This window comes from Halorientalis litorea, assembly GCF_023028225.1.
Lineage (GTDB): Archaea > Halobacteriota > Halobacteria > Halobacteriales > Haloarculaceae > Halorientalis > Halorientalis litorea.
Genome location: NZ_CP095483.1, coordinates 110,207 through 134,285 on the forward strand (window position 1 = coordinate 110,207; position 24,079 = coordinate 134,285).

Annotated in this window: 23 protein-coding genes; 13 read left to right on the top strand and 10 right to left on the bottom strand. The window is 64.5% G+C overall.

Going from position 1 to position 24,079, the window contains the following annotated elements; all coding sequences use genetic code 11:
• The first annotated feature begins 67 nt into the window (after positions 1-67).
• From MUG95_RS15520 to MUG95_RS17065, 3 genes are read left to right on the top strand one after another with little or no spacing between them, the layout of a single operon-like run.
• Positions 68-1,882: a hypothetical protein gene (locus MUG95_RS15520; RefSeq protein ID WP_247010541.1), complete on the top strand. Its 1,815-nt coding sequence runs from the start codon at positions 68-70 to the stop codon at positions 1,880-1,882.
• A gap of 1 nt (position 1,883) precedes the next feature.
• Complete coding sequence (locus MUG95_RS15525; protein ID WP_247010542.1) at positions 1,884-3,353, top strand: flippase; 1,470 nt, start codon at positions 1,884-1,886, stop codon at positions 3,351-3,353.
• Positions 3,277-4,491, top strand: coding sequence for an asparagine synthase-related protein (locus MUG95_RS17065; protein ID WP_372608213.1), 1,215 nt, complete (start codon positions 3,277-3,279; stop codon positions 4,489-4,491). The genes MUG95_RS15525 and MUG95_RS17065 overlap by 77 nt, the downstream gene beginning before the upstream one ends.
• 21 nt (positions 4,492-4,512) lie before the next feature.
• Here MUG95_RS17065 and MUG95_RS15535 read toward each other — a convergent pair whose 3' ends face one another.
• Complete coding sequence (locus MUG95_RS15535; RefSeq protein WP_247010544.1) at positions 4,513-4,950, bottom strand: universal stress protein; 438 nt, start codon at positions 4,948-4,950, stop codon at positions 4,513-4,515.
• A 129-nt stretch (positions 4,951-5,079) separates the two neighbouring features.
• Between MUG95_RS15535 and MUG95_RS15540 the strand changes: the two genes are divergently transcribed.
• Complete coding sequence (locus tag MUG95_RS15540) at positions 5,080-5,481, top strand: DUF2267 domain-containing protein (protein WP_247010545.1); 402 nt, start codon at positions 5,080-5,082, stop codon at positions 5,479-5,481.
• A gap of 38 nt (positions 5,482-5,519) precedes the next feature.
• Here the strand turns inward: MUG95_RS15540 and MUG95_RS15545 are convergent, their stop codons facing one another.
• Positions 5,520-5,936, bottom strand: coding sequence for a universal stress protein (locus MUG95_RS15545; protein WP_247010546.1), 417 nt, complete (start codon positions 5,934-5,936; stop codon positions 5,520-5,522).
• Between the two features lie 144 nt (positions 5,937-6,080).
• Here MUG95_RS15545 and MUG95_RS15550 point away from each other — a divergent pair, with 144 nt between their 5' ends.
• Positions 6,081-6,965: a universal stress protein gene (locus MUG95_RS15550; protein WP_247010547.1), complete on the top strand. Its 885-nt coding sequence runs from the start codon at positions 6,081-6,083 to the stop codon at positions 6,963-6,965.
• A 2-nt stretch (positions 6,966-6,967) separates the two neighbouring features.
• On the opposite strand, the gene MUG95_RS15555 is transcribed toward MUG95_RS15550, so the two are convergent.
• Positions 6,968-8,059 carry a Gfo/Idh/MocA family protein gene (locus tag MUG95_RS15555; protein ID WP_247010548.1) on the bottom strand — a complete coding sequence of 364 codons (1,092 nt, stop codon included), beginning with the start codon at positions 8,057-8,059 and terminating at the stop codon, positions 6,968-6,970.
• 88 nt (positions 8,060-8,147) lie between these two features.
• Complete coding sequence (locus tag MUG95_RS15560; RefSeq protein WP_247010549.1) at positions 8,148-9,365, bottom strand: sulfatase; 1,218 nt, start codon at positions 9,363-9,365, stop codon at positions 8,148-8,150.
• Between the two features lie 220 nt (positions 9,366-9,585).
• On the opposite strand from MUG95_RS15560, the gene MUG95_RS15565 reads away from it, so the two are divergent.
• Positions 9,586-10,794 carry a carboxylate--amine ligase gene (locus MUG95_RS15565; protein WP_247010550.1) on the top strand — a complete coding sequence of 403 codons (1,209 nt, stop codon included), beginning with the start codon at positions 9,586-9,588 and terminating at the stop codon, positions 10,792-10,794.
• A 6-nt stretch (positions 10,795-10,800) separates the two neighbouring features.
• Here the strand turns inward: MUG95_RS15565 and MUG95_RS15570 are convergent, their stop codons facing one another.
• Entirely contained in the window at positions 10,801-12,180 is a 1,380-nt protein-coding gene (locus MUG95_RS15570; RefSeq protein ID WP_247010551.1) for a hypothetical protein, read from the bottom strand.
• Positions 12,181-12,398: 218 nt separating this feature from the next.
• Here MUG95_RS15570 and MUG95_RS15575 point away from each other — a divergent pair, with 218 nt between their 5' ends.
• Positions 12,399-12,668, top strand: coding sequence for a hypothetical protein (locus tag MUG95_RS15575; protein WP_247010552.1), 270 nt, complete (start codon positions 12,399-12,401; stop codon positions 12,666-12,668).
• 1 nt (position 12,669) lies between these two features.
• On the opposite strand, the gene MUG95_RS15580 is transcribed toward MUG95_RS15575, so the two are convergent.
• From MUG95_RS15580 to MUG95_RS15595, 4 genes are all read right to left on the bottom strand, one after another.
• The gene (locus tag MUG95_RS15580; RefSeq protein WP_247010553.1) at positions 12,670-13,638 is read right to left on the bottom strand and encodes an NAD-dependent epimerase/dehydratase family protein; all 969 of its coding nucleotides are present in this window, start codon (positions 13,636-13,638) and stop codon (positions 12,670-12,672) included.
• Positions 13,635-14,492, bottom strand: coding sequence for a hypothetical protein (locus MUG95_RS15585; protein WP_247010554.1), 858 nt, complete (start codon positions 14,490-14,492; stop codon positions 13,635-13,637). The genes MUG95_RS15580 and MUG95_RS15585 overlap by 4 nt, the downstream gene beginning before the upstream one ends.
• On the bottom strand, positions 14,489-15,562 hold the full coding sequence (locus tag MUG95_RS15590; protein WP_247010555.1) for a Gfo/Idh/MocA family protein: 1,074 nt from the start codon (positions 15,560-15,562) through the stop codon (positions 14,489-14,491). The genes MUG95_RS15585 and MUG95_RS15590 overlap by 4 nt, the downstream gene beginning before the upstream one ends.
• A 198-nt stretch (positions 15,563-15,760) precedes the next feature.
• On the bottom strand, positions 15,761-16,780 hold the full coding sequence (locus MUG95_RS15595) for a DUF1616 domain-containing protein (RefSeq protein ID WP_247010556.1): 1,020 nt from the start codon (positions 16,778-16,780) through the stop codon (positions 15,761-15,763).
• A gap of 617 nt (positions 16,781-17,397) precedes the next feature.
• Here MUG95_RS15595 and MUG95_RS15600 point away from each other — a divergent pair.
• The 3 genes from MUG95_RS15600 (at position 17,398) to MUG95_RS15610 (ending at position 20,561) form a co-directional block, all read left to right on the top strand.
• On the top strand, positions 17,398-18,135 hold the full coding sequence (locus MUG95_RS15600; RefSeq protein WP_247010557.1) for an SDR family oxidoreductase: 738 nt from the start codon (positions 17,398-17,400) through the stop codon (positions 18,133-18,135).
• A 316-nt stretch (positions 18,136-18,451) separates the two neighbouring features.
• Complete coding sequence (locus MUG95_RS15605; RefSeq protein WP_247010558.1) at positions 18,452-19,228, top strand: IclR family transcriptional regulator; 777 nt, start codon at positions 18,452-18,454, stop codon at positions 19,226-19,228.
• Positions 19,229-19,289: 61 nt separating this feature from the next.
• Positions 19,290-20,561, top strand: coding sequence for an acyl-CoA dehydrogenase family protein (locus MUG95_RS15610; RefSeq protein WP_247010559.1), 1,272 nt, complete (start codon positions 19,290-19,292; stop codon positions 20,559-20,561).
• 6 nt (positions 20,562-20,567) lie between these two features.
• On the opposite strand, the gene MUG95_RS15615 is transcribed toward MUG95_RS15610, so the two are convergent.
• Positions 20,568-21,761, bottom strand: coding sequence for an MFS transporter (locus MUG95_RS15615; RefSeq protein WP_247010560.1), 1,194 nt, complete (start codon positions 21,759-21,761; stop codon positions 20,568-20,570).
• Positions 21,762-21,910: 149 nt separating this feature from the next.
• On the opposite strand from MUG95_RS15615, the gene MUG95_RS15620 reads away from it, so the two are divergent.
• The 3 genes from MUG95_RS15620 to MUG95_RS15630 are packed head-to-tail and all read left to right on the top strand — an operon-like array spanning position 21,911 to position 24,071.
• Positions 21,911-22,453 carry a carboxymuconolactone decarboxylase family protein gene (locus MUG95_RS15620; protein WP_247010561.1) on the top strand — a complete coding sequence of 181 codons (543 nt, stop codon included), beginning with the start codon at positions 21,911-21,913 and terminating at the stop codon, positions 22,451-22,453.
• Between the two features lie 36 nt (positions 22,454-22,489).
• On the top strand, positions 22,490-23,266 hold the full coding sequence (locus tag MUG95_RS15625; protein WP_247010562.1) for an enoyl-CoA hydratase/isomerase family protein: 777 nt from the start codon (positions 22,490-22,492) through the stop codon (positions 23,264-23,266).
• A gap of 49 nt (positions 23,267-23,315) precedes the next feature.
• Positions 23,316-24,071: an SDR family oxidoreductase gene (locus tag MUG95_RS15630; protein ID WP_247010563.1), complete on the top strand. Its 756-nt coding sequence runs from the start codon at positions 23,316-23,318 to the stop codon at positions 24,069-24,071.
• Positions 24,072-24,079: the final 8 nt, after the last annotated feature.

The following is a 24,079-nucleotide window of genomic DNA, read 5'->3' on the forward strand; positions in this document are numbered from 1 at the left end:
CCATACTGACAGCACAGAAGTCACATAACAAAGAGACAGTTTGCCGTACCTCGGAGAGAGTGTCACCATGAGTACACACTGGTTCGGCCAGCGGTCTCCACGAGCGAACGGGTGGCGGTACGCCGCGTGGCGCGTTCTCTTGTCGGTCGGATTTCTCGCCGTCGCGGCCGCCGCCGTCGTGGCTCACACGTCGCCAGCGACCGAGTACGAACTGTCCGTCTACAGCAGTACGCCCGTCGCGTTCTGGGTTGGGGTGGCCTTGGCACTCGGTAGTTCGCTTCTTATCGCCTTCTACAGCCCGAAGCGAAGCGAACGCCGTCTGGCCCTCTTTCTCGCGGGCCTGAGTGTTCTGAGTGTCACCGCACTACCGCTTTTGAGGGGGTACGTATTCTACGGCGGCGGCGACCCGCTGACACACTTGGGGTGGACTCGAAACGTGCTGTGGGGCGACCTCGAACTGTCGACGCTGCTCTATCCCGGCCTTCACGGCGTGTCGATTCTCGCCCACCGCGTGCTGGGTGTCGGACTGAAACAAGCCATGATGCTTACCACCTCGCTGTTCGTACTCGTCTTCGTCGTCTTCCTCCCGCTGTTCGTCCACACCGCCACCGACGACCTGACCGTGACGGCAGTAGGCGTGTTCGCCACGCTGATGTTGTTGCCGATAAACAACATCAGCACGCACTTGACGGCGTTTCCCAGCACGCTCGCGATATTTTTCACCCCGCTCGTACTGGTGTTGGCTCTCGTGTACCTGACGGAGCGGGGCCACCGTTCGTGGGTCCACCCCATCGGAGTGGTGCTGGCACTCGCGTCTGTGACGACGATACTGGTCCACCCACAGCAGGCGAGCAACCTCCTCTTCGTCGTCGCTACCGTCACTGTCGTCGTCGCAGTCAAACGACGGGTGTTCGGGTCGTCTCCGGACCTCCGCCCCCTATACGGTCAGACACTCTTCTTCGCGCTCGTCCTGGTCCTCTGGGGCATGACCCACGAACGCGTCACCGAAGCCGCCACTGCCTACTCCGACTCCGTCTTCGAGACGCTGGCCGGCGCGTCCGAGGGTGCGGACACACTCGCCCAGCGTACGGGGTCGCTGGCCGACATCGGTGCCTCACCCGAAGAGATAGGAGTGAAACTGTTCCTCGTCAGCGGCATCTTCCTCCTCCTGACGGCGTATCTCCTCGGGCGTGACCTGACCGGGCGGATGGAACAGTTCGCCCCGCGGGTACGCACACTCTCGTCGTTCGGGTTGGCACTCGTTCCCATCGGGGCCATCATGGTGCTGTACATGATGGGGAATCTACAGACGATTTACTTCCGTCACTTCGGGTTCATCATGCTGATTGCGACGGTGTTCGGTGCGGTCGCTCTCGGTAGACTCTTCACTGCGGCTCGGGACGCGAACCACCGGCCAGTGGTTGCCGGAATCGTCGTTGTCTGTATCGCCGTGATGCTCACGCTCTCGCTGCTGACGGTGTTCCCGTCGCCGTTCATCTACAAAGCGAACGGGCACGTCACCGACGCGGAACTCGCTGGCCACGAGATGGCGTTCGAGAACGAATCCCCCGCTGTCGGCTATGTCGGTATTCGGACGGGACCGGACCGCTACCGCGACGCGACAGAGGGTGTCCTCACGCTCGGCCCACGGAGCGAACGCCGCGAGAGCCGCGTTCCATACGGGCGTCTCGGTAGCGACCTGACGATCGAGTTCGAGGGGCCACGCTACGTCGTCGTCTCGCGGTCGGACGTCCAGCGTGAGACGGTGGCATTCCGTGGCCTCCGGTACTCTGACGACGGGTTCCGTGCTCTTGGGACCGGCGATGGGGTCGACAGGGTACTCTCGAACGGTGACTTCCGACTCTACTACGTCCAAGACTGAGATGCCGGACAGGCACCCCGTGCTGGCCGGATTTCGTGCGATGCTGGCGGCAGATATCGCCCGATTGCTGGCGAAGGGTGGCATCCTCCTGTTGCTGACGCGGTTCCTGCTGACACCTGCGGAGTACGGGCTACTCTTTCTCGCACTGTCGGTTCTCGGCATCACGTTTCTGTTCAGTAATTTCGGCTTACCGGGGTCTGTCGCCCGCTACGTCACCGAGTACGCCGAGACACGGCCCGGCCAAGTGCCGCACATCGTTCGCTTCGGCCTGTCGGTCAATCTCGTCAGTGTCACCGTCGTCTGCCTCGCTGTCGCTCTCTTTCGTGGCCACATCGCAGCGGCCATCGGCGAACCGGCACTCGCACCGCTGTTGCTCGTCGGCGTCGGGTTCATCGCCACGCGGTCGTTCGAGAAACACCTCTACGCACTGTTCCAGGCGTTCAACGACGTACGGTACACGGCGATAGTCAAAACCGTCGACAGCGTTTCCCAGCCGATACTCGTCGCGGCCGGCGTCCTCGCTGGCCTCGGCGTCGCGGGCGCGCTGGCTGGGTTCGTCGTCGCCGCCGCTCTCGGAACCGCTCTCGGCGTCGTCGTCCTCTACCGCCAGTTCTACCGGAACTGGGAGCCCGATGCCGAGATGGTCGCTGGCCTCCGAACGCGACTGCTCCGATACAGCGTCCCGCTGACTGCCAGTGGTGTCGCTGGCGTCCTCGACAAGCGCGTCGACACGGTGTTGGTGGGCTACTTCATGAACCCGACTGCAGTCGCGTACTACACGCTGGCAAAGCAGATCTCGGAGTTCGTGATGACACCGGCGTCCTCACTCGGCTTCACCGTTTCTCCGCAGTTCGGCACGCACAAGGCCAACGGCGAACTCGACAAGGCCGCCGCGCTCTACGAGTCGGCGTTCGCACATACCGTCGCTATCTACGTCCCCGCGGCGGCCGGAATGATAGTCGTCGCCGACCCCGCCGTGACGTTCGTCTTCGGAGCCGAGTACAGCGGTGCAGTCACCGCAGTTCAAATCTTCGGCGTGTACGCCCTGTTGCTCGCGCTGGACAAGATAACAAACGACGGCCTCGATTACCTCGGACGAGCGAACGCCCGTGCGACGGCCAAGGGCATCACCTCGGCGGCGAACGTGGCACTCAACGTCGCGCTCATCCCGGTTTTCGGCGTCGCGGGCGCGGCTGGTGCCACCGTGATTACTGTCTCGGGTCTCGTCGCCGTCGAGTTGTACGTCATCGCCAGCGAACTCCCGCTTGCCGTCGGCCGTCTCGTCCGGATGGCTGGACTCGTGTTCGGGATTACCGGCGGGATGACTGTAGCCGTCGTGGCCTTGCTGCCCTACGTCTCCGGTCTCCTCTCGTTGGCGGGTGTCGTCCTCGTCGGTGTCGCAGTGTGGGCGGTACTCGCCACCGCAAGCGGCCTCGTCGACGTTCGGAAAGTCGGGATGTTGCTTCAGTGACCCCGATATTACTTCTTGCGGGGGTCGGACGGTCGCGTCGTCGTCACGGACCAATTCCGAAACGCGCTGTCGCGCCTCGACACAGCCGACCGAACAGTCCCCGATACCGCAGTCGTCGACCACATTCTCTACCGGGCTACACCGGTCGGGACGTACGTTGCGGAGGTCGGACGCCTCGGCCACGGCGAGTCGCTCCGCTAGGACCCCGCGGTTGGGACACCCACGACGCGACTCGTCGAGACGCTCCCGGACCCCGAACCGCGCGACGTCGAAACGGCGATATCGGCGCACTCGGGATGCCCCTCCAGCAGATACAGATTCCTATGCAGGACCTCGTGTTCCGGAACGGGAAGCCGACACGTACGTCAACGGTTTCCTCGCGGACTCGCTGTTCGGCATGGGTGCCGCCGCGGCCCGGTTGATGTGGCTGACCCGGCCGCTTCGTCACCTCTCGCCCGTCATCGGGAAACTCCGCTCGCATCGGGAGTACGCACGCGAACTCCTCCGCCCGCCGACTCACCCGCGTGGCTTCGCGCTCCAGTCCGTCCAGTACCAGTCGCTCGGCCTCGTGGAACGCATCGTTTCTCCCGAGACGGTGACTGACCGCCAGCGAGAACGGTTCCGGTACGTCCGTGACCGGGTGCCGAGCACGTCGTTTCCCGCTGATTTTGACACGCACATCGAAGTCGGACAGTGGGTCGAATACTTCTGTGAGAATACCGTCGACACGACTCGACAGGTGGCACAAGCCCGCGGGGTGTCGATGTCCACCCCCTACGCCGGGAAAGCCGTCGCGGAAACGGCACTGTCGATTCCGACCCCGGAGCGATTCCTCGACCGACTTTCGGAGAAACACGTCCCGAAGAAACTGCTGGCACGCCGGCTCCTGGACTACCGGACTGGCAAACCCAAGGGCAACGGACATCTCCCCGAAGGACGGTACTTCCGTGAGGGACCACTCGCCGACGTGTTCGAGAAGTACCCGATGCCCGAATTCGTCCCGGACGGCCTTCGGGCGGACCTCCCCGACGAACACCCGGGGCTGGCGTGGATTCTGGCGAGTTACGCCATCTGGCGCGACCGGGTTCTCACCGAACCGGTAGACCCGGTACCGGCGACCAGAACCGTAGAGGGATAGCGCGCGGCCGAGACCGACCGCTCACTCCTCGTCGTCCTCGCCGAGCGGTACCGTGAGAACCGGCACGTCCGACATGCGGACGACCTTCTCCGTGACGCTCCCGAGCAGGTAGCGGTCGAGCCCTGTCCGACCGTGTGTCCCCATCACGACGAGGTCGATATCGTTCTCCTCGGTGTAGTCCAGAATCGCTCGGAACGGGATGCCGTTGGCCACCGCACCTTCGACGGTGGACACGTCCGCCTCCGACGCCTGTTCGACGCCGCGGTCGATTGCCTCCCGGCCGGCAGCCTCGAGTCCGTCGAGCAGCGACCCGGCTCCGCCGTCGATACCGATACGCGTGTCGACGACGTGGACGACGTGCAGGTCGGCGTTGTAGTGCTTCGCAATGTCGATAGCGCGGTCGATAGCTTTCTCCGAGCCGACGCTCCCGTCGGTCGGAACCAGAATGCTGTCGTACATACAGTCCCGTTCGACGCCCGTCCCCTAAACATCCGATGGTTGGTGTCACGTCCCGGGATTGGTCGCCGGCGGAGACCGGCCACCGGTTTATGTGTGAGTACATTGAAACGAGGGGTGGAGGCACACAACGTGGACTTCGACAGTTTCACCGGGCAGGTCCAGCATCGACTCGAACTCGCCGACACAGGCGAAGCACTCAGAGCAATACGTGCGACGCTCACGACGCTCGGCGAGCGGATTCAGGCGGGCGAAGCGAGTGACCTCGCCAGTTCGCTCCCGATGGAGATAGACCGATACCTTCACGACGCCGAGTCTGGCCAACGGTTCGGTTACGACGAGTTCGTCGAACGCGTTTGGTCACGGGAGGAGCTGTCCGACCACAGCGACCAAGCGGATGCCGCGTACCACGCACAAGTCGTGTTGGCTGTCGTGGCCGAGACAGTCCCGGAGACGGAGATGGAACAGGTACGCGGGCAGTTGCCTGCGGAGTTCGATTCGCTCTTCGAACTCGTCGATAGCGACGCCCAGTAGGTGACGTGTACACTGTCGGCCAGTTCGCCGCACGTCGCTCACGCCAACAGGACGGCACGGTCGGTCCCACGGACGACGCGGGACGCGACGCTTCCGATGTGATGTACGGTTTCGGAGGCACCCTGTGAGCCGATGATAGTCAGGTCGGCGTCGATATCGTGGGCGTAGTCGATGATTTCCGAGTGCGGGTCGCCGTGGCACGTCCGCGTGGTGACGTCGACGCTGCGGTTGTCTGCCCGCTCGGCGATGTCGTGGAGGAGTTCGTTCGAGCGGTCCTCGAGTTCCTCCAACACCAGTTCCGCGCTGCTCAACGCCGGTTCACCGTACCGACTGGTGTCGACGACGGCGATGGCGTGGACGGTAGCGTCGTACTTCTCGGCCAGCAGCAGTGCGTGTTCGACCGCACGGTTCGCGGGGTCGCTCCCGTCCGTCCCGACGAGGATGGTGTCGTACATAGTATGCCTATCATCCACGTGAGCGGTCAAATAGGGAGCGGGTATCTCCAACGAAGCGAGAACTTCCGCCGCACTTATATGTTGCAACCGACCCCTCCTGCGGCAGCCCACGTATATATATGGCAGGTACCCGATGTCACAGATATGTACGACCGCATCCTCTTTCCCACAGACGGCAGCGATGCCGTTACGGACGTGTTCGAGACAGCCCTCGATATCGCCACGGAACACGGCGCGACGGTCGCTGTTCTCAACGTCGCGGACACCGCGCGCGACAGTGTCACCCAAATCCAAGGTAACGTCGTCGACGCGCTCGAACAAGAAGGCGAGGAACGAGTCGCGGAGCTAGCCGAAAAGGCCCGGGCACGGGGTGTGCCCGTCGAGACAGACGTGCTGCAGGGCGACCCCGCCGAGACGATAGCGGACTACACGCGGGAGTACGACATCGACCTCGTCGTGATGCCCACGCACGGGCGGACCGGGCTCGACCGCCTCTTGCTCGGGAGCGTCACCGAGGCGGTCGTCAACACCGCCGCAGTCCCGGTACTCGTCGTCAATCCCGACACGGTCGGTGCGTTCGAGTACCCGCCGCAGTCGGTCCTCCTCCCGACGGACGGCAGTCGTGGCTCCGACCTCGCGCTGTCCGAAGCCGTCGGCGTGGCGACGGAGACTGCGGCGGCCCTCCACCTCTTCCACGTCGTCGAGACGGCGAACCTCGGGTTCGACGTGCGGTCCGTCCTCACCGACGCGGAACTGGCCGAACGGGGAGAAACTGTCCTCGACGACCCAGTTGCGGCCGCGGAGTCGGCCGGCGTCGAGTCGGTCACGAGTTCGGTCGCCCTCGGCAAGCCGTACCGGGAAATCCTCGACTACATCGAGGAACAGGACATCGACCTCGTGACGGTGGGAACGCAGGGGAAGACGGATTTCAGTCGGTACGTCCTCGGGAGCGTGACGACGAAACTCCTCAGAACCTCGCCAGTCCCGGTCCTGCTGGTTCGCGATGCCGACGAAGCGGCGTCCAATTGAGGCTACGCGTCCGCGACGGCCGTCTCCACCTCGCGACTCGCCTCGCGGACACACTCCATGAGCGTGATTGTCCACACTCCTTCCGTGAGGGGGACCGGCATCTCTCTCCCAGAGAGGAGGGCCGCGGCTTCGGCGTCTATCTGGTAGTAGTGTGAGTCGAGTTGCTTCGCGGACTCCCAGTCCCCGTCGAGTCGGTCCCGTCCGACCGCGAGCACATTGCGTGCGGTGCCGACGAATCGGTCCGTGGCCCGCGAGAGGTTGTTCCGCACCTTGGCGATGGCGGACCCGTTGAAGTTCTTCCCCACGTCGACGACGGTCTGTGACACCATATCGACAGTCAGCGAGTGGTCTTCCCCGTGGACGACCAGCAACTTCTGCGGTGCCGACCCCGCCAAACACTCGATGCTACAGAGTGCCCCGTCCTCGGTGGGATAGCTCACCTGCACCCCGTCGTAGGCGAAGCCACGGTCGTACTCGCCGTGCTTGCTCGTCTGGACGGAAACCTGCTCTCTACTCGCCGGATAGCCGACGACACCGAGCATGGTGTAGAACGGGTGTGGCAGCCCCTCCTCGAACTCGCCGCCGACGAGTTCGAAGGCCCACTCGCCACGGTTCGCCATGTTGGGCCACGTCTCGCCTGTGTAGATGAGGTCAGCACCACGAATCTCACCGAGGGCTCCCTGTTCGACGCGCTCACGGGCCGTCCGCACTGCCGGGTCGAACAGATGTTGATGCGTGACAGACACCGGAACGCCGTGTTGCTCACTGAGTCGTTGCAGTTGCTCGGCTTCAGCGACAGTCTCGGTGATGGGTTTCTCGATGTGGACGGGAACACCGGCCTCGATGAACTGCGCCGCGAGGTCACGGTGTGTTTGGACGGGGGTACAGAGGTGTACCCAGTCGAGTACACGGTCGTCGAGGAGGGCCGAAACGTCTGTGTAGGCGTCGATACCGTAGCGGTCAGCCACGTCTCGCGCGCGGTCCCTGTCTACGTCGCAGATACCGACGAGGGTCGTCCGTGGACACGCATCGAGTGCAGAGAGGTGGTGGTCAGAAACAACCCCCGCACCGACGACTGCTGTTTCCAGAGGCATGCTGGGCGGTCGTAGTCCCGACCGAGGCATTGTTATACAGTCCTTGACTCGGAGGCGGCGACCGGACGGAAGCGGCCCGACGCTTCGTTCACAGCATGTGTTCGGCGGCCAACGTCCGGGACGCAGCGCGAATCGTCTCACGGTCCTGCTCTCCCCGGCACCACGTATCGACTACCGACGACGCGAGCGATTCGAGAGCAGGATTCGACAGGGGCCGCGTCCCGTCGTCGTCCACGACGGTGAGGCGGTCACCGTCCGGTGTCTCGACGTACTTCCACTCGCACCCCCGGACCGTGTACCGGGGGTTCCGGTTGCGCGCGGTGGCGACCGGCCCAGTCAGCGAACTCGGGTCGCCGTCGTCGGCGAGCGTCGTGAGCAGGTCCGGAAGTCGCCGCAACGAGAGCGGTTCCGAAACCCGGCCACTGGGGCCGTTCGCCACGAACAGCGGCACGTGTATCTGCTCCGTCGAGAGCGTCGGGCCGTGGCCGTACACGCCACGCTCTCCGAACGCCTCCCCGTGGTCCGCGTGGACGACCACCGTCGTCTCCTCTCCCACGTCCTCGACGAACTGGCCGAGTCGGTCGTCGGTGTACCGAATCGTATCCTCGTAGGCACTGCGGAGACGGTCGCTGGCCACGCCCTCGAACACGTCCGGGTCGTGGCCGGTGAGGTACAGCCACAGGTTACTCGCGTACGTCCCGAGCCGCGACTGTGACCGGAACTCCGGGACCGGCAGGTACGGCATGTGCACGTCGACGAGGAACACCCAGCAGAAGTACGGTTCGCCGGCCGACTCTGTCCACTCGACCACCTCGTCGTAGAAGGAGTCCCACGACGCGACCATCCCGGCCTCGCGCGACCAGTTCTTCAACAGCCGGAGGCCGTAGGCGAGTCGTGACCCATCGCCGGTATCGCCCTCGCCGTCTGCTTCGGCCATGAAGTCCTCGAAGTGGTCGAACCCCCGGTCGAATCCGAAGTACCGCGAGGTCCACGGGTTCGCGGTGAAACCCCCCGTTTCGTAGCCCAATCGCGAGAGCCGTTCCGGTATCGGGTCGGTCGCGCGGAGGTGGTGGCGACACAGGTCACGCGTGTCGGCCTCGCTGGCGGCGAGGTCGACTCCGGTGAACGTGCCCGGCAAAGCGTCGAGTGTCGAGGGGCCCGGCGATATCGCCCGCTCGAAGACGAGGCCGTCCTCGGCGAGGCGGTCCATGTTCGGGGTCAGTCCCCTGTCGTCGCCCATGAACCCGCAGTGGTCTGCGCGCAAGCTATCTATCGTCAGGAGAACGAGGTTCGGTTTATCAGTCATCGTCGGAGAGCAACCGCTACGAGCGCGTTTCCACGGTCGAGACATTGTTATCCTGCCCCTACCGAGGCGCGGCGGCGGGCTACTCCAAGGGGGTCCCCAGACTGCACCTGTGACTGTTCGACCTGCGCGAACGCGAGTGGCCAGCGACGTGAGACAGAAACAGTCGCTCGACCAAAGCCGGCGTATAACTAACCCGTCACTCCGGATTGCATCGTAGTAGATGGGCTTCGAGACACACGCCACTGGGGACGGTGTCGTCGTTCCGGCATTGGAGAGTGCCGCCAGCAGCGTCGCCGTCCTCCGTTCGCTCGGGCGTAAGGGCATCCCGACCATCGCCGTCTCCGAACACGAGCACCCACCGGGGTTCAGTTCGAAGTACGCCGACGAGACCTATCGGGTCCCGGACCCGGACGACGGCCTCACCGCGTACGGTGACGCGCTCCTCTCGCTCGCGCGCCGGGACGACGTAAGTGCTATCGTGCCCATGCGGGAGACTGACGTGTACGTCCTCGCGAAGCGTCGCGGGGAGTTCGGTGAACACGTCAGCCCGCTGTGGCCGCCGCTGGAGACGCTCAGACGCGTACAGGACCGGGTCGAACTGTTCGACGCGGCGGAGACGGCAGGTGTTTCGACCCCGGAGACGACGACGCTCGACGAGTTCGAGGATTGGGACCGACCGGTCATCGTCAAGCCGCGCTTCACGCTCCACGCGGCCGAGTATCACCGCGCCTTCGCGGAGAGCCACCGCCACGACAACTCCACCGACTACGTCGCACGCGGCGAGCGGCCCTCGATACAGTCGTACCGCGAGGAGATGGGGCACGTCCCGCTCGTCCAAGAGTACATTCCCGACTCCGACGAGTATGCCTTCTTCGCGCTGTACGACGAGGGGGACCCGGTCGCGACGTTCCAGCATCGCCAGCGGCGAGGGTACAAGTACAGCGGCGGACCGAGTTCCTTCCGGCAGTCCGTGGACATCCCCGAACTGGCCTCGTCGGGGCGGCGACTACTCGACGAACTCGACTGGCACGGGCTGGCGATGGTCGAGTTCTTACGTGACCCGGAGACGGACGAGTTCAAACTGATGGAGATAAACCCGCGCTTCTGGACGTCGCTCCCGTTCACGATTCAAGCCGGCGTCGACTTTCCGTACTACTACTGGCTCCTCGCCACCGGCCGTGGCGACGAGATAGACGCCGACTTCGACGTGGGCGTCGCCGGACACCTGCTCCGTGGGGAACTGCTCTATCTCCACAGCGTCCTCAGCGAGGAGTACCCGCTCGTAGAACGGCCGTCACTCGGTGAATCGGTCGCCGACATCGGGACATCCCTCGTCCGGCACCCACGCTTCGACTACCTCTCCGTCGACGACCCACGGCCGTTCGTCCGGGATATGCGAAACACCGTCGGCGAAGTACTGGACGTCTGACCTTCTTCACGCACTGCCGCCCGAAAGCCTGTCCATCACACCGTCGTAGAGTCGGTACAGCGGCGCGTACAGGCGGTACGGTGTGTGCCGTGCGGCGAGGCGGACCGCGCGGTGTTTCAGTGGCGAGGTTGCCGCTTCGGTGAACTCGTCGAAGTCAGCGTCCCGGAGCCACTCGTAGAACGCACGCACTTCCGGCGGTTCGTCGCTGTCGTCGTCGGGGACCCGGGACCGTATCTCCCGCCAGTAGAACGGCTTGTCCTCTATCAGAATCCACTCGTTGTTCTCGAACCCGTCGACGACATCGCTGAGGACGTCGTGTGAGTAGTCGTACCCGAACTCGTTGGGGTCCAGTCCCGCCAAGCGCAGTCCGAGCATCGTTCGGTAACACTTCTCACAGGCGTTGCAGTTGCCGCCGTTTTCGTCGTACAGGCAGGTCCGGATGGTGAAGTCGTCGTCGCCCGTCTCGTGGACGTACTCGGCGATTCGCTCGACTTTCGCCTGCCGGCAGAGGTCGTAGCCGTCGTGGGCAACCCGCGTCCCGGACCAGTTGATCTCGTCGTCGATAGTCGGGTGTGAGCCCCACGGGATGCCCTCGTATTTTTCGGTGTGGGAAGAGGCGATACGGAGCATCCCAATCCCCGTGGCGTACGCGAGCGGTGCACAGAGGCTCAACAGCCCCAGTCCGTGCCCGACGTGGCTGTACCAACTCCCGCCGTGGTACTGCCGGTAGTGGGCGTCGAGCATCGGTACGTTCAGGAACGACAGCATGTTCGAGCGAACTGTCCGGTGAGTGAGTCCACGCTGTGCCGCGAACTCCTCGAAGTACGATTGCGTCTCGTCCCACCGCTGGGCATTGTCGTCGTCGATGACCCACCCGTGAATACTAATCAGCGTCGGGTTCTCCTCGCGGTGCCGAACGTACGTCGTGAGAGAGTCGACACCACCGCTGAACAGTTGTGCCGTCTCTCCGAACGGGCGATCAGGTCGCTCGTCGACGACTTCTGTCGGTCGCACCTCACCCTCCGTCGTCACGAATTCGGGGTACATCTCGTGGAGTGCGGCCCTGACAGTGGGGAGTGAGTCCGCGAACTCGCGGTCGATGGCTCCTACTGTCACGTCGGTGCCGGTTGCCCATGCGACGGGACAGACGTGGCCCACCACCGGTATCGTCAGGACGTGTTCGGGAACGGTCGAAACGTCGACATCGTAACTGACAGAAAATGTGTCGTCGCGGAAGAACCGCTGTAGTCGGCCGGGAACGTCGACTGTACAGACGACATCGCTGCCATCGACCTGGACGTCGGCGACGGTGATAGCGGTGGCGTCCGCTCGGACCGGCGTCGACGGGACCGTCCGGTCCCGTTCGACCGCTCGGTGTTGACTCATGTACCGCTTGTCTGTCCGGTTCGGACCAAAGTTATGTACTGCTTCAATGCAGGAAGCAACCGACCGAACGCGGCGGCATGGGCAAGTTTGAATATGAGGTTCAGTTCGGTCGTGTCGCCAGCATTGGAATGTGTGTCGGTAACACGGCGCAAAATTCTTTCGGGATGTACCACAGTAGCCGCGGTATAACTTTGCCTGTGGCCCGACCCTCGACAACGATGTCAGACCTGCAGTCCGATGGCCCGACGGGCGAACCCAGTCGAGACACTGAAGACCGGCAAGCGGTCGAACTCCCGTCACGTGTCGTGGCCCGTGTGGACGAGCGGGTACGCGTGACCGACTTCGAGTCGTCGGCCGACTACGTGACTTTCGTACTCCGTGAGACGCTCGCGCGAGTGGAAAGCGAGGCTGACGACGAGACAGCGACCGATGGCGTCAGCGAGGCCGACGTACAGTCACGGCTAGAGTCACTCGGGTATCTCGAATGAGTCAGTCGTTCGTGTCCCGGTACCACGCCATGGCCGCCGGAACGTGGTCGGTGAGCGGGCGGTAGTCGTAGCCGAGTTCACACGCCGCCTTCTCCGAGGAGTAGAACAGTTCCGTCGTGGCGAGTCGAGCCATATCGGCTGTAAAGGGGAAGAAACGGACGCCGAGGTACTCGTCGCTCGCCTCGGCGACGTGGCCCAGTGTATGGACTACTGGGGCAGGGACTTCGAGGAGTGGGCTCGAACCGTCCACCGTCTCGGCGATGCGGTCGAGTGCTGCCGGGAAAGTGAGGTTCTGCCCGCCGAGGATGTAGTGTTCTCCGGGGTCGCCACGTTCGAGCGCGGCCAGCATCCCTCTAGCCACGTCCGTGACGCCCACGAAACTGACGCCGCCGGGGAGCGACGCGAACAGTTTCGGGTCGGTCACCGTCCGCAACAGTCGCCCGGTGAACTCGGTGTCACCCGGCCCGAACACCGACGTGGGGTGAACTGTCACCACGTCCAACCCGTCGTCGTAGTACTCCTGTACGAGTCCTTCGGCAGACAGCTTCGCCTCTTGATACGGTCCGATTGGCGGTGCGAGGTCCGTCTCGTCGGCCACCCCCTCGCTCCGGCGTGTGCCGGCGGTACTGGCGAAGAGAACGCGCGCTACACCGGCATCGTCCGCTGCCGCCAACACGTTACGCGTCCCGGCGACGTTCACCTCGCGGACTCGTTCGGGCGGCCCTGACGCCAAACCGATACCTGCCAAGTGAACGACCGACCGACAGCCGGAGACGGCGTCGCGGACCGTCGCCGCGTCGAGTACGTCGGCAGTCACCCACTTCACGTCGGTGTCGGAGAGAGCGGATGTATCCGAGGTCGGCCGCCGAGTCGCACGAACGTCCCACCCCCTCTCGTCGAGTTCGCGGACGAGGTGTGTCCCGATGAACCCCGTCGCACCCGTCACCAACACCGGCTGCATCCCGGTCATCGCTCCCCCCTGAGGTGTGGCGGGTAGATGTCGCCGCTGACCGCCGTGTAGAGGCGGTACCCTGCTCGAACGAGGGGGCTCGGGCCGTCAGGGTTTGGGGGTTCGCCGTCGGGGAGTTTCTGTCGGAGAGTGTCGAGGTCGATGCCGCGGACCGACGGCATTTCAGTACCTTCGAGGGAATTGCCGGAGGATACCTCGTCGGGGTCGACAGACAAGAGCGAGGTGAGAATCCGGTCGATGGCCTCGACATCGGGGCCAGCGAGGAGTGCCGACGCGCGGTAGGGGTCACCGGTGAAGGTGTACGTCGCATCGACCACTGCGGCGACCGGGTCGACTGTTCGAGCGACGGTCCGAACGTCCCCAGTCCGGGACGGGTCGCCCCCAGCGGCACGGGTGAGTGTCGTCAGCGCGCCAGCGATGCCCGTCTCGTGGTCCACGCGGCCACTCGGGACGACGACGACGGGCGCGTCAAGGAGCGCGTCGGGGACTCGGGCGGCACCGAGCGTGCCGGGGCTGTCGGCGTGGACACCATCGAGCGATACGTCCGGGGTTGCGACGGTACGCCGGTCGTACCCGAGCATCCGACCGACACGGGCCGGGTCCACCTCCCCGCCATCGGCGAGACACACCGTCACGTCCCCACCGTCCGCGTGTTCGGACAGCACCGTCGCTAGTGCCGAAACCACCACGGGATTCGTGACCATGCCCGTCGTCGGGTGGTACGGGTAGTGGGCATCGGCCACGATGGTCACGCCCTCGGTGCCGTCGATACCGACGCGCTCGACGAGCGTGTCGGCGGCACTGCGACAGGTGGCCTCTTCGAGGTCCGAGAGTCGGAGTCCGTGGACCGTCATGCAACCTCCAGCGGAACAGCGTCCGTCTCCGCCGCGTCGTAGGCTGCGGCGACGAGTTCGAGCGTCCGGCGGCCCTCGTCTCCGCTCACCGGCGGTTCCTCTCCGGCGTCGACGGCCTCTATGAACGCCTGCAGTGCCCGGTAGTGTGCTTGCAGGTAGTACGTCGGTGCGTAGTAGTCCGGTCGCTCCCCGAGTATCCGCTTGGCAACGTTCCGAAGCCCGCTCCGCGCCGCGTTCGCGTAGAAGTTCGACGGCGCGAATTCGTCGTAGTCCAGCGTGCCGGTCACGCCCTCCAACCGGAGGGACATGTTGAACTCGTCCAAATCTTCCCACTGGTAGGCCCCACAGTGGAGCGTGACGTGGGTCCCGGTCGACTCGGAGCGGCACAGGACCGTCGCGGTGTCCTCGACGTCGAGTGCGAGTTGGCTATCAGTCTCGGCCGCGACGACGCGCACGTCCCCGAACAGCCAGTCCACCACGTCGAACAGGTGGATGCCGAGTTCGACGAGGACGCCACCGCCGGCCGCGTTCGGGTCGAGATGCCAGTCGGGGAAGTCCCGTGTTGCTGGCGGCCGCTGAAACGGGCCGTAGTTGACACGGGAGACGGCCCCGAACGGGACGTGGCCGACGCGTCCCTCGCGGTAGGCCTCCTTGACAGCCTCGACGCCGGGCAGGTACCGAAGCGTGTGGTCGACGCCGACGTAGATGCCAGCACGCTCCGCAGTATCGAGCATCTGGTCTACCTCCGAGACGGACCGGCCGAGTGGCTTCTCGACGAAGGCGTCGCACCCCTGCTCGGCCGCCGCCGCGACGGCGTCGGCGTGGAGGAACGGCGGGAGTGCGACGACGACGGCGTCGAGTGACTCCGCGGCGAGCAACCGGTCGTAGTCCTCGTACACGGACTCGACACCCCGGCGTCGCGCGTACTGCCGGTTCGCCGCGACGGTGTCGGCGGCCGCGACGACGCTGACCCCGCGCATCGCTCGGGCGGATTCGAGGTGAACTTTCCCGATGTTTCCGACACCGAGGATACCCACCGAACAGTCACTCGCGGTTCGGCGGCCGAACATCACGGCGGTTCACCCCACTGTCCGCCCCGTCGGCGACGGGGTAGCGTCCGAGTTACACTTTCCGGGCGACGCGTTGGCTGGTCGACGAACGGGTACGACTCCATCTCGTCGATGAATCAGCGTGAAACAGTCTTTGTAATGGCGACCCTACGGCCCGACACCGCGGGGGTAACCGGCCATCCACGTCGAACAGACCGGTCAGGCCGGTGTGTCAGACACGTCTATCCACACGTGGACGTACCGGTAGGCGTTCGCTTGGTTCGGGTTGTTCGGCGGGTCACCACGGTAGAGGAGGTAAGTGATTCGCAGGTCGTCACCGGTCGTCCGTGGCGTCACGGACATGTTCGCGTGCCACGACTCGTTCGACGCGAGAGTGTCCGACCGTCGGAGGAACTCCCGCTCTTGTGTGACATCGACCCTCCCGTCGGTGCGGTCGACGCGCTGTATCTCCCCGACGAGCGTGTACCCGACGGTTCGGTCCTCGTGGTTCTCGACGGCGACGACGTACGACTGGGGTTCACCGATAGTGAGGTTCGACTCGGGGTTCGCGGTGGTGAGGTTCCCGGTCGCGTCCTCGGTCAACAGCGCGACGTTCGTGAACGTCTCGCCGTCGGACGGCGCGACAATGCCCACACCGACGGCACTCGTGGCGACGAGTGCCGCGACGACGAGGACGACAGTCAGCACGGCGTCGAGCCGTGATTCGAAGGAGAGGGTCGCAGAAAGTCGTGTCCCCCAGTCGAGCAGTGACCCGGTGAACCGCTCGGATTCCGGGACGCGAAGCCGGCGAATCAGCGCGAAAACGACCACCACAAACAGGAAGACGCTCAGCGCGGCGACGACAGTCGTCGAACCGAAGCCGACGCCGAGCAGTTCGAGCGTGAGGGCAAACGGTGGCAAGAGCGCGACACTCACGCCGAACGAGAGCGTCGCTCGCTCGAACGCACTCAGCGCGCCTCGGCCCACCTCTGCAAACGACCGCTCGCCGGGGATGGTTCTGTACTGTCGCGGGAACAAGGCGGCGAGCAGTCCGTAGCCCGGGACGAACGCGAGTAAGGGAAGCCCGAGGAGCACTCCAAGCGGCCCGCCGAATCCACCGTCGATGAGGACGGCGTCCATCACGGCGGCGTACCCGACGATGAGGAGGAGGTCCGAGTGATGCCGAACGTGGCTGAGGAGGACCCGCGCCATTCCCGACTCGGATTCCTTGTAGCTCATCGTTTCGGGCGTCTCTCCGTGGGACTGGTTTTCCGCGTCCTCTCTGTGCGTCGTATCATGTCCACAGGCCCGCGGAGAAGCCGGATTGTTATATCGCACATAATATGAGAGTACGTGCGAGCGAGAACGGCTCACGGAGGCGTGGCGACGAGATTCCTGACCCGGAGACGGTGCTCGGGGGCGACCGGTCGGTCGATGCAGGCATGCGGCACGGCCCGCACTCCCGACGGCCCGGAACCGCCGGTTCGGACCAGTAGGAGGCTTTTACCGAGACAGCCAGCTCTTTCGGCCGGCGGCAGGTACCGGTAGTACGGTTCTACCGCGAGAGAGTACAAGTAAATTTTATATAACACATTAGTGAATGGTATTGCATCTGAACGATGCCTTTCTCGTCATTGTTTTTAAATCCGAGTTCTAGATAGTAAGATATTCTACTAAAACTGAGTTGTTTAGCTGCGGTCTCTGCGCCAGGCATTACACGTATATGTATGTAATTTACCTTTGGGCGGCTGTCCTACGATACTGAACAGCCGCGTGGGTCGTCGTGTGGACCGTCGGCTACGTAGCGAACGAGTCTGCGGGAAACGCTTTTGCCCGTCTCGGTAGTCCCGTGCCGTATGCAGTCTATCGACGGCAACACGGTAGTCATCACGGGCGCGAGTGCCGGTATCGGGCGCGCGACGGCACACGCTGTCGCGACAGCGGGCGCGAACGTCGTCCTCGCGGCCCGCCGACTCGACCGACTCGAAGACATCGCAACGACACTCGAACGGGAACACGACATCACGGCGACGCCGGTGTCAACCGACGTGACCGAGCGGAAGCAAGTCGACGAACTCGTCGAAGCCGCCGTCGACGAACACGGAGCACTCGACGCACTCGTCAACAACGCGGGACTGGTGTTCGAAGGCGAGGTGGAGACGATGGACGACGAGGACTATCACACGATGATGGACGTCAACACCGACGGGATGTTCTACGCGTCCCGTGCGGCACTCCCCCACCTCAAGAAGACGGACGGCACGGTGGTGTTCGTCGCGAGTTTCGCCGGTCAGTACCCCCGCAGTTCGAACCCCGTCTACGCCGCGACGAAGTGGTGGACGCGCGGGTTCGCACACAGTCTACAGGGACAGGTGGGCGGCGACGGGGTAGCCGTCTCTGTCGTCAACCCCTCGGAAGTCCGGACGGAGTTCGGGTCCGGCCGGGGTGAGCAGTCCAAAGACAGGTACGACGAAGGAGCGGTGACCGACCCCGAGGCGATCGGTGCGGCCATCCGGTTCATGCTCCGGCAGGAAGATGTCGACACGGTGAGTGAGATGAACCTCTACCGGCGTGATAAGTTCGAGACGTTCTGAACGCATTCCGTGTGGCACGAGAACAATCACCTCAGTTGGTTCAGTATCAGTGAACATTTTTGCAGTATCCGACCGGCTGGAGAGGCGCGTTCACGTCCGTTCTTCGTATTTTTGTCTCTCCGGAAGAAGTAGCGGCGTAAGTCACCGAGCTGTCTGTTGGTTCGATTCGGTCAAGCGCGTTCATTCACACAGAACACCATCGTTCGGGTCGTGTCTCCACAGAGGACACGGAGGGGGCTGAATCAGCCTATACTGGGCAACGCCGCGGTGTTCGGCCAGCGTGAACGTTACAAGGGTGTGTGTTCATGAGGGTGGTATGGCCCCTGACCTCGGCGAGAACGAGAACGAAGTCGAAGCGGTCAACAAGACCATTCGCATCCTCGAACTCCTGCGGGAACACGACGGCGTCGGCGTCACGGAACTCGCAGACCGCCTCGGGTGGCCGAAGAGTACGGTCCACAATCACCTCGCGACGCTCAGGCGGAACGAGTACATCGTCCAAGAGGACGGCGAGTACAAGCTCGGCCTTCGATTCCTCGAACTCGGGGAGTTCGTGAAGGACCGCAACGAGATATACACGCTCGTCGAGCCGAAGATTCAGGAACTCGCCGCGGACCTCGGGGAGCGAGTCCAGTTCGTCGTCGAGGAACACGGGGACGGCGTCTACGTCCGCATCGCCACGGGCGAACGTGCCGTCAGCACCGGGAGTCGCCTCGGCCGGCGGCGGTCGATGCTCCACGCGACGGCGGCGGGCAAGTCCATCCTCGCGTTCAGCCCCGAGTCCGAGGTCCACCGGGTCATCGAGCGGAAGGGACTGCCCGAACTGACCGCGAACACCATCACCGACGAGGAAGAACTGTTCGCGGCCTTGGCGGAGGTTCGTGAACGCGGCTACGCGTTCAATTACGAGGAGCACATCGAAGGGTTGCGGGCCGTCGCCGCCCCCGTCGAGAACGAATCCGACGAGGTGGTCGGTGCCATCAGCGTCGCGGGGCCGGCCCACCGGATGCGGGGCGACTGGTTCACCGAGGAACTCCCCGACAGCATACTCGGCATCCGGAACGAACTTGAGCTAGATATCGCGTACAAGTAATCGCCTGCTGTGGGTCACCACAACACTTACTTCGACGCTTTCCGAAGCGAGGTGTGGTACGATGAACCTAGAGTTTTCGGAACAGACGCGGATGCTGCGGCAGGAGATACGCCGGTTCGTCGACGAGGAGTTCCGACCGGTACTCAACAAAGTGGGCGACGAGATCGAGCGCTATCACGAACTCGACCCCGAGAACCCAGAGTTGACCGACAACGTCCGACCCCACCCGATCAAAATACCCGAGGACGACCGCGAACGTCTCCGGGAGCGGGCCCAAGAAGCTGGCTTCTGGGCGATGGGCGTCCCCGAAGAGTACGGCGGCGGCGGCCTGAGCCTCGTCGAGCGGTGTGTCGTCCTCGAAGAACTCTCGAAACACAAGATGGGGTTGTACCAGCCCGGACTCGGCGTTATCGAACTCGGGCCAGGTCTCACCGTCGGGGAGCCGTCGGCATATCTCGAAACCGCGAACGAGGACCAGATAGAGCGGTTCTTCCAGCCCTGTATCAACGGCGAAATGCAGAGTTGTTTCGGGCTGACCGAACCGGCCGCCGGGTCCGACCCACGGGGAATGGAGACCCGTGCGGAGAAAGAGGGCGACGAGTGGGTCATCAACGGCACGAAACACTACATCTCGTGGGCCGGCGACGCGGACTTCATCATCCTGTTCGCCCGGACGAAACCCAAGACTAGCGATGTGAACGAACACGGCATCACCACCTTCCTCGTCCCGACGGACGACGACGGCATCTCCCGCCGGTCCATGCCGGTTATCCGGCCGGAGTATCCCTTCGAGGTGACGCTCAAGGACGTGCGCGTCCCCGAGGAGAACGTCCTCGGCGAGGTGGGCGAGGGTCTCGGCATTGCGAAAGAGTGTCTCGGCGAGTCCCGAGTGTTGTACGCCGCTAACTGCCTCGGTCCGATTCACCAGTCCATCGAGATGGGCATCGACTGGGCGAACGACCGGGTCGTCGGGGGCGACACACTCGCCTCCAAGCAGGCTGTCCAGTGGAAGATTGCCAAGTCGGCCGTCGACTTCCAAGCCGCGAAGTACTCCGTCTACCACGCCGCCTCCGAGTTCGACGCGGGCAACGACATCCGACACGAGGCGTCCATCGCCAAGTACCAGTCCACCGAGACGCTGTGGGAAGTGCTCGACCGTATGGTCCAGATTCACGGTGGGATGGGCGTCGACGGCGACCTGCCGCTGGAACGGTGGCTCCGCGAGGCCCGTGTGCGCCGCATCGGCGAGGGGCCGACCGAAATCCACCTCAAGACGATTGCACGGAACCTGCTGAAAGGCTACGAGGACATCGACCCGATGCCGCTCGACTGAGCGCGCTCACTCGCCAGTGTCGATGCGCGCCGCGAACGCCCCGGCACAGAGCATGACGACGCCCAGAGACGCGAACGGCAGGCTGTAGTTTCCCGTCACGTCCACGAGCGTCCCGAACAACGGCGGGAACGTGACCGCACCGACCATGACGGCCGAGATGCCGATGGCCGTCGCCACGCCGGTTTCGTCCGCCTCGGCCAATTCGCTCGCGATGGTGAGGTAGACGCCGTTGTACCCGAGCGACACAGCACCGACGACGAGGCTCACGGCGACGACGAGCCACAACTCGGCCCCCGGGGTGAGGACGGCGAGCGGGACGTAGCCGAGCGCGCCGACCACACCGAGTGCGACGAGGACGACGTGCTTTCGAGTGCGGAACCACGAATCGGTCAGGACGCCGAGAGCCGTTCGAGCGACGAGTCCCGCCAACTGCATCGCTGTGTACACCAGTCCCGCGATAGTAGGGGCGAGGAGGAGCGACTCCGTGAGGTAGAGGACGGCGTACGCCATCAGCGTGAACTGGGAGACGCCGAACAACACGCCGCTGACGAGGAGTGGGAAGACCCGGGATTCGGTCGCGAGTCCCCACATCCGGTGGTACTGTTCGCCGACGTGTGTGGTCGACGGCACCCGCCGGGCGGAGGCCGGGTCCTCGCCCCTGTAGACGTACAGCGGGAGCAACGTCCCCGACACGAGGACGCCGACGAGCGCGAGCGTCGGCGCCAGCCCCCACGTCTGTGCCACCCACGGGAGGAGGGCCGCACAGGCCGCCCCGCCAACCATCACGCCCGCCTGTTTGACACTGATGCCGACGGTCAACTGGTCGGGCGGAAACGCGTCGTAGATACCTTTGTTGGTCCCCGACGGAATGGTACCGTACGCGAGTCCGACCAAGAGGATACCCCCGGCCAGCATCCAGTACTCGGTGACGGCACTGAGCGCGACGGCGACCAGCGCGACGCTCCCCAGTCCCGCCATCAGCGTCACTCGCTCGCCCGCGTGGTCGGTCATGATGCCGCCCGGCGTCAGCGAGAGAAAGTAGCCGAGGTACAGCAGCGTCACGAGCAACCCGATTTCGCCCGTCGACGCCTCGAAAGCCGACTTGAAGAAGGGCGTGAGGACGGTAAAGGCGATGTACGCGAAGCTCCCGACTACCTGCACGACGAACATGACGCCCAACACGCGCCACTGCTTCTCCACGCCAACCGACTTCCGGCCACCGGAAAATAAGTCATGTGATTCCGGCGGTTCCGTGCGTGGGATGCGGTCATTCGGCTTTCTTCCGGGCGGCTGGCATCCCCCGCTTCGTGACCGGGAGATTCTTGACGATGCTGTCCGTGTACTGTGTTATGCCACGGCTCGATTACCGAACGCAGTCGGACCTTCCGGAGGATTACCAGTACCTGCTCTCGGAGGACGCGATGGGCGAAATCAATCTCCTCACTGTCATGGCGAACAACCCCGACACGCTGCAGGCGTACATGCGCTACGGGTCGGCACTGTGGAAGGACTGCGGCCTCGACGGGGCCGACGTGGAGCGCGTCATCCTCGCCGTCGGCCGGGAACTCGACGCCGCCTACGAGTGGCACCAACACCTCCCGGTTGCTCGCGAGCAGGGCGTGACGGACGACGAACTCGCCGCCATCTCCGAGAACCGCCTCGACGCCCTCAACGACCGGCAAGCGGCGGTCCTGTCCTACGCGCAGGCCGTCGCCACCGACGACGTGGACGACGCCGTCTTCGCCGCCGCCGCGGAGTTTCTCGACGAGTCGACGCTCGTCGGCGTGACGCTGCTGGCGACGCACTACCTCGCCACCCAGCGGTTCCTCAGCGCGCTGTCGATACCAATCGAGGAAGACGAGGAGTTCGTCGGCTGGTCGGTCGACGCCTGACAAGAGTTATTATACCACACGCGAAACCATTGGCCGATGTCAGACCGCGTGGTAGTCGACCGAGAGGACAGCACCGCCACAGTCACCGTGAACCGGCCGGAGAAGCGCAACGCGATGGACATCCCGACCCGGAAGGAACTCCGGGCGGCCTTCGAGGACGTGGCCGACGACGACGAGGTGCGGGCCGTCGTCCTCCGCGGTGCCGGCGACGGCGCGTTCATCGCGGGCGGCGACATCGACTCGTTCTCCGAGTTCGACCACATGGAGGCGATGGAGTACGTGACGAAACACGCGCAGGGACTGTACAACTACGTCGCGAATCTACCCAAGCCGACCATCGCCGCCGTCGACGGCCCCGCGCTGGGCGGTGGCACGGAGATTTCGCTGGCCTGTGACATCCGCCTCGCCTCGGAGGACGCCCTGTTCGGCCTCCCGGAGGTCACCATCGGCGTCCTGCCCGCCGGTGGCGGGACCCAACGCCTCCAGCAGGCGGTCGGAACCGGGATGGCGAAGGAACTGGTCCTGACGGGCCGCATCGTGAAGGCCGACGAAGCCGAGGACATCGGACTCGCCAATCACGTCTACCCGGCCGAGGAGTTCGAGGACGAGGTGGACGCGATGGCCGGGCAACTGACCAGCCAAGCACCGGTCGCCCAGCGGATGGCGAAGGAAGCGATGAACCGCGGCTTGAACGAGGAAGCGGGACTCGACTTCGAGCGCGTCGCCGGGTCGTTCCTGTTCAGTACAGAGGACCGCGAAGAGGGAATCGAGGCCTTCCTCGAGGACCGAGAGGCGGAGTACCGAGGCCGATGAGACGGACACGAGGACGAACGGCACGGACCGACAGTGAGGGACACGACCCATGAACTACGGCATCGACGGGAACGCGGCACTGGTGACGGCATCGAGCAGCGGTCTCGGGAAGGCGTCGGCCAAGACCCTAGCGCGGGAGGGCGTCGACGTGGTGGTCAACGGCCGGGACCCGGAGAAGTTGGACGCGGCCGTCGAGGAAGTGAGAGAAGCGGCAGCCGACGGCGTGGCCGTCGTCGGCCACCGCGCCGACATCACCGACCCCGAGGCCATCGTGGAGTTGGTGAACCGACCGGTCGAGGAATTCGGCCGTCTCGACCATCTGGTGACCAGCGCGGGCGGACCGCCACGGATAGGATTCTTCGAGACGACCGACGAGGACTGGTACGAAACGTTCGACCTGCTCGTCATGGCAGTCGTTCGGGCGGTGTGGGCGGCCGAACCGCACTTGCGCGCCGACGGCGGCGGCACCATCGTCTCGATTACCTCGCTCATAACCAAGGAGGCGTCGCCGAGCAACCCGCTGTCGAGTTGCATCCGGATGGCGACGATGGGCGTCTCGAAGTGCCTCTCCTACGAGTTCGGGGACGACGTGCGAGTCAACGCGATCATGCCGGGGCTGTTCGACACGCCCCGCCGGGAGGACTCGGGCAGTGCCAGCGTCGCCGCGGACGAGGTGCCGCTCGGACGGTTCGGCGACGCGATGGAACTCGGGGAACTGGTCGCGTTCCTCAGTTCGGACCTGTCGAGTTACGTCACCGGGGCGGCGATACCGGTCGACGGCGGCGCGCTGGACTCCACGCAGTAGCCGCTCCG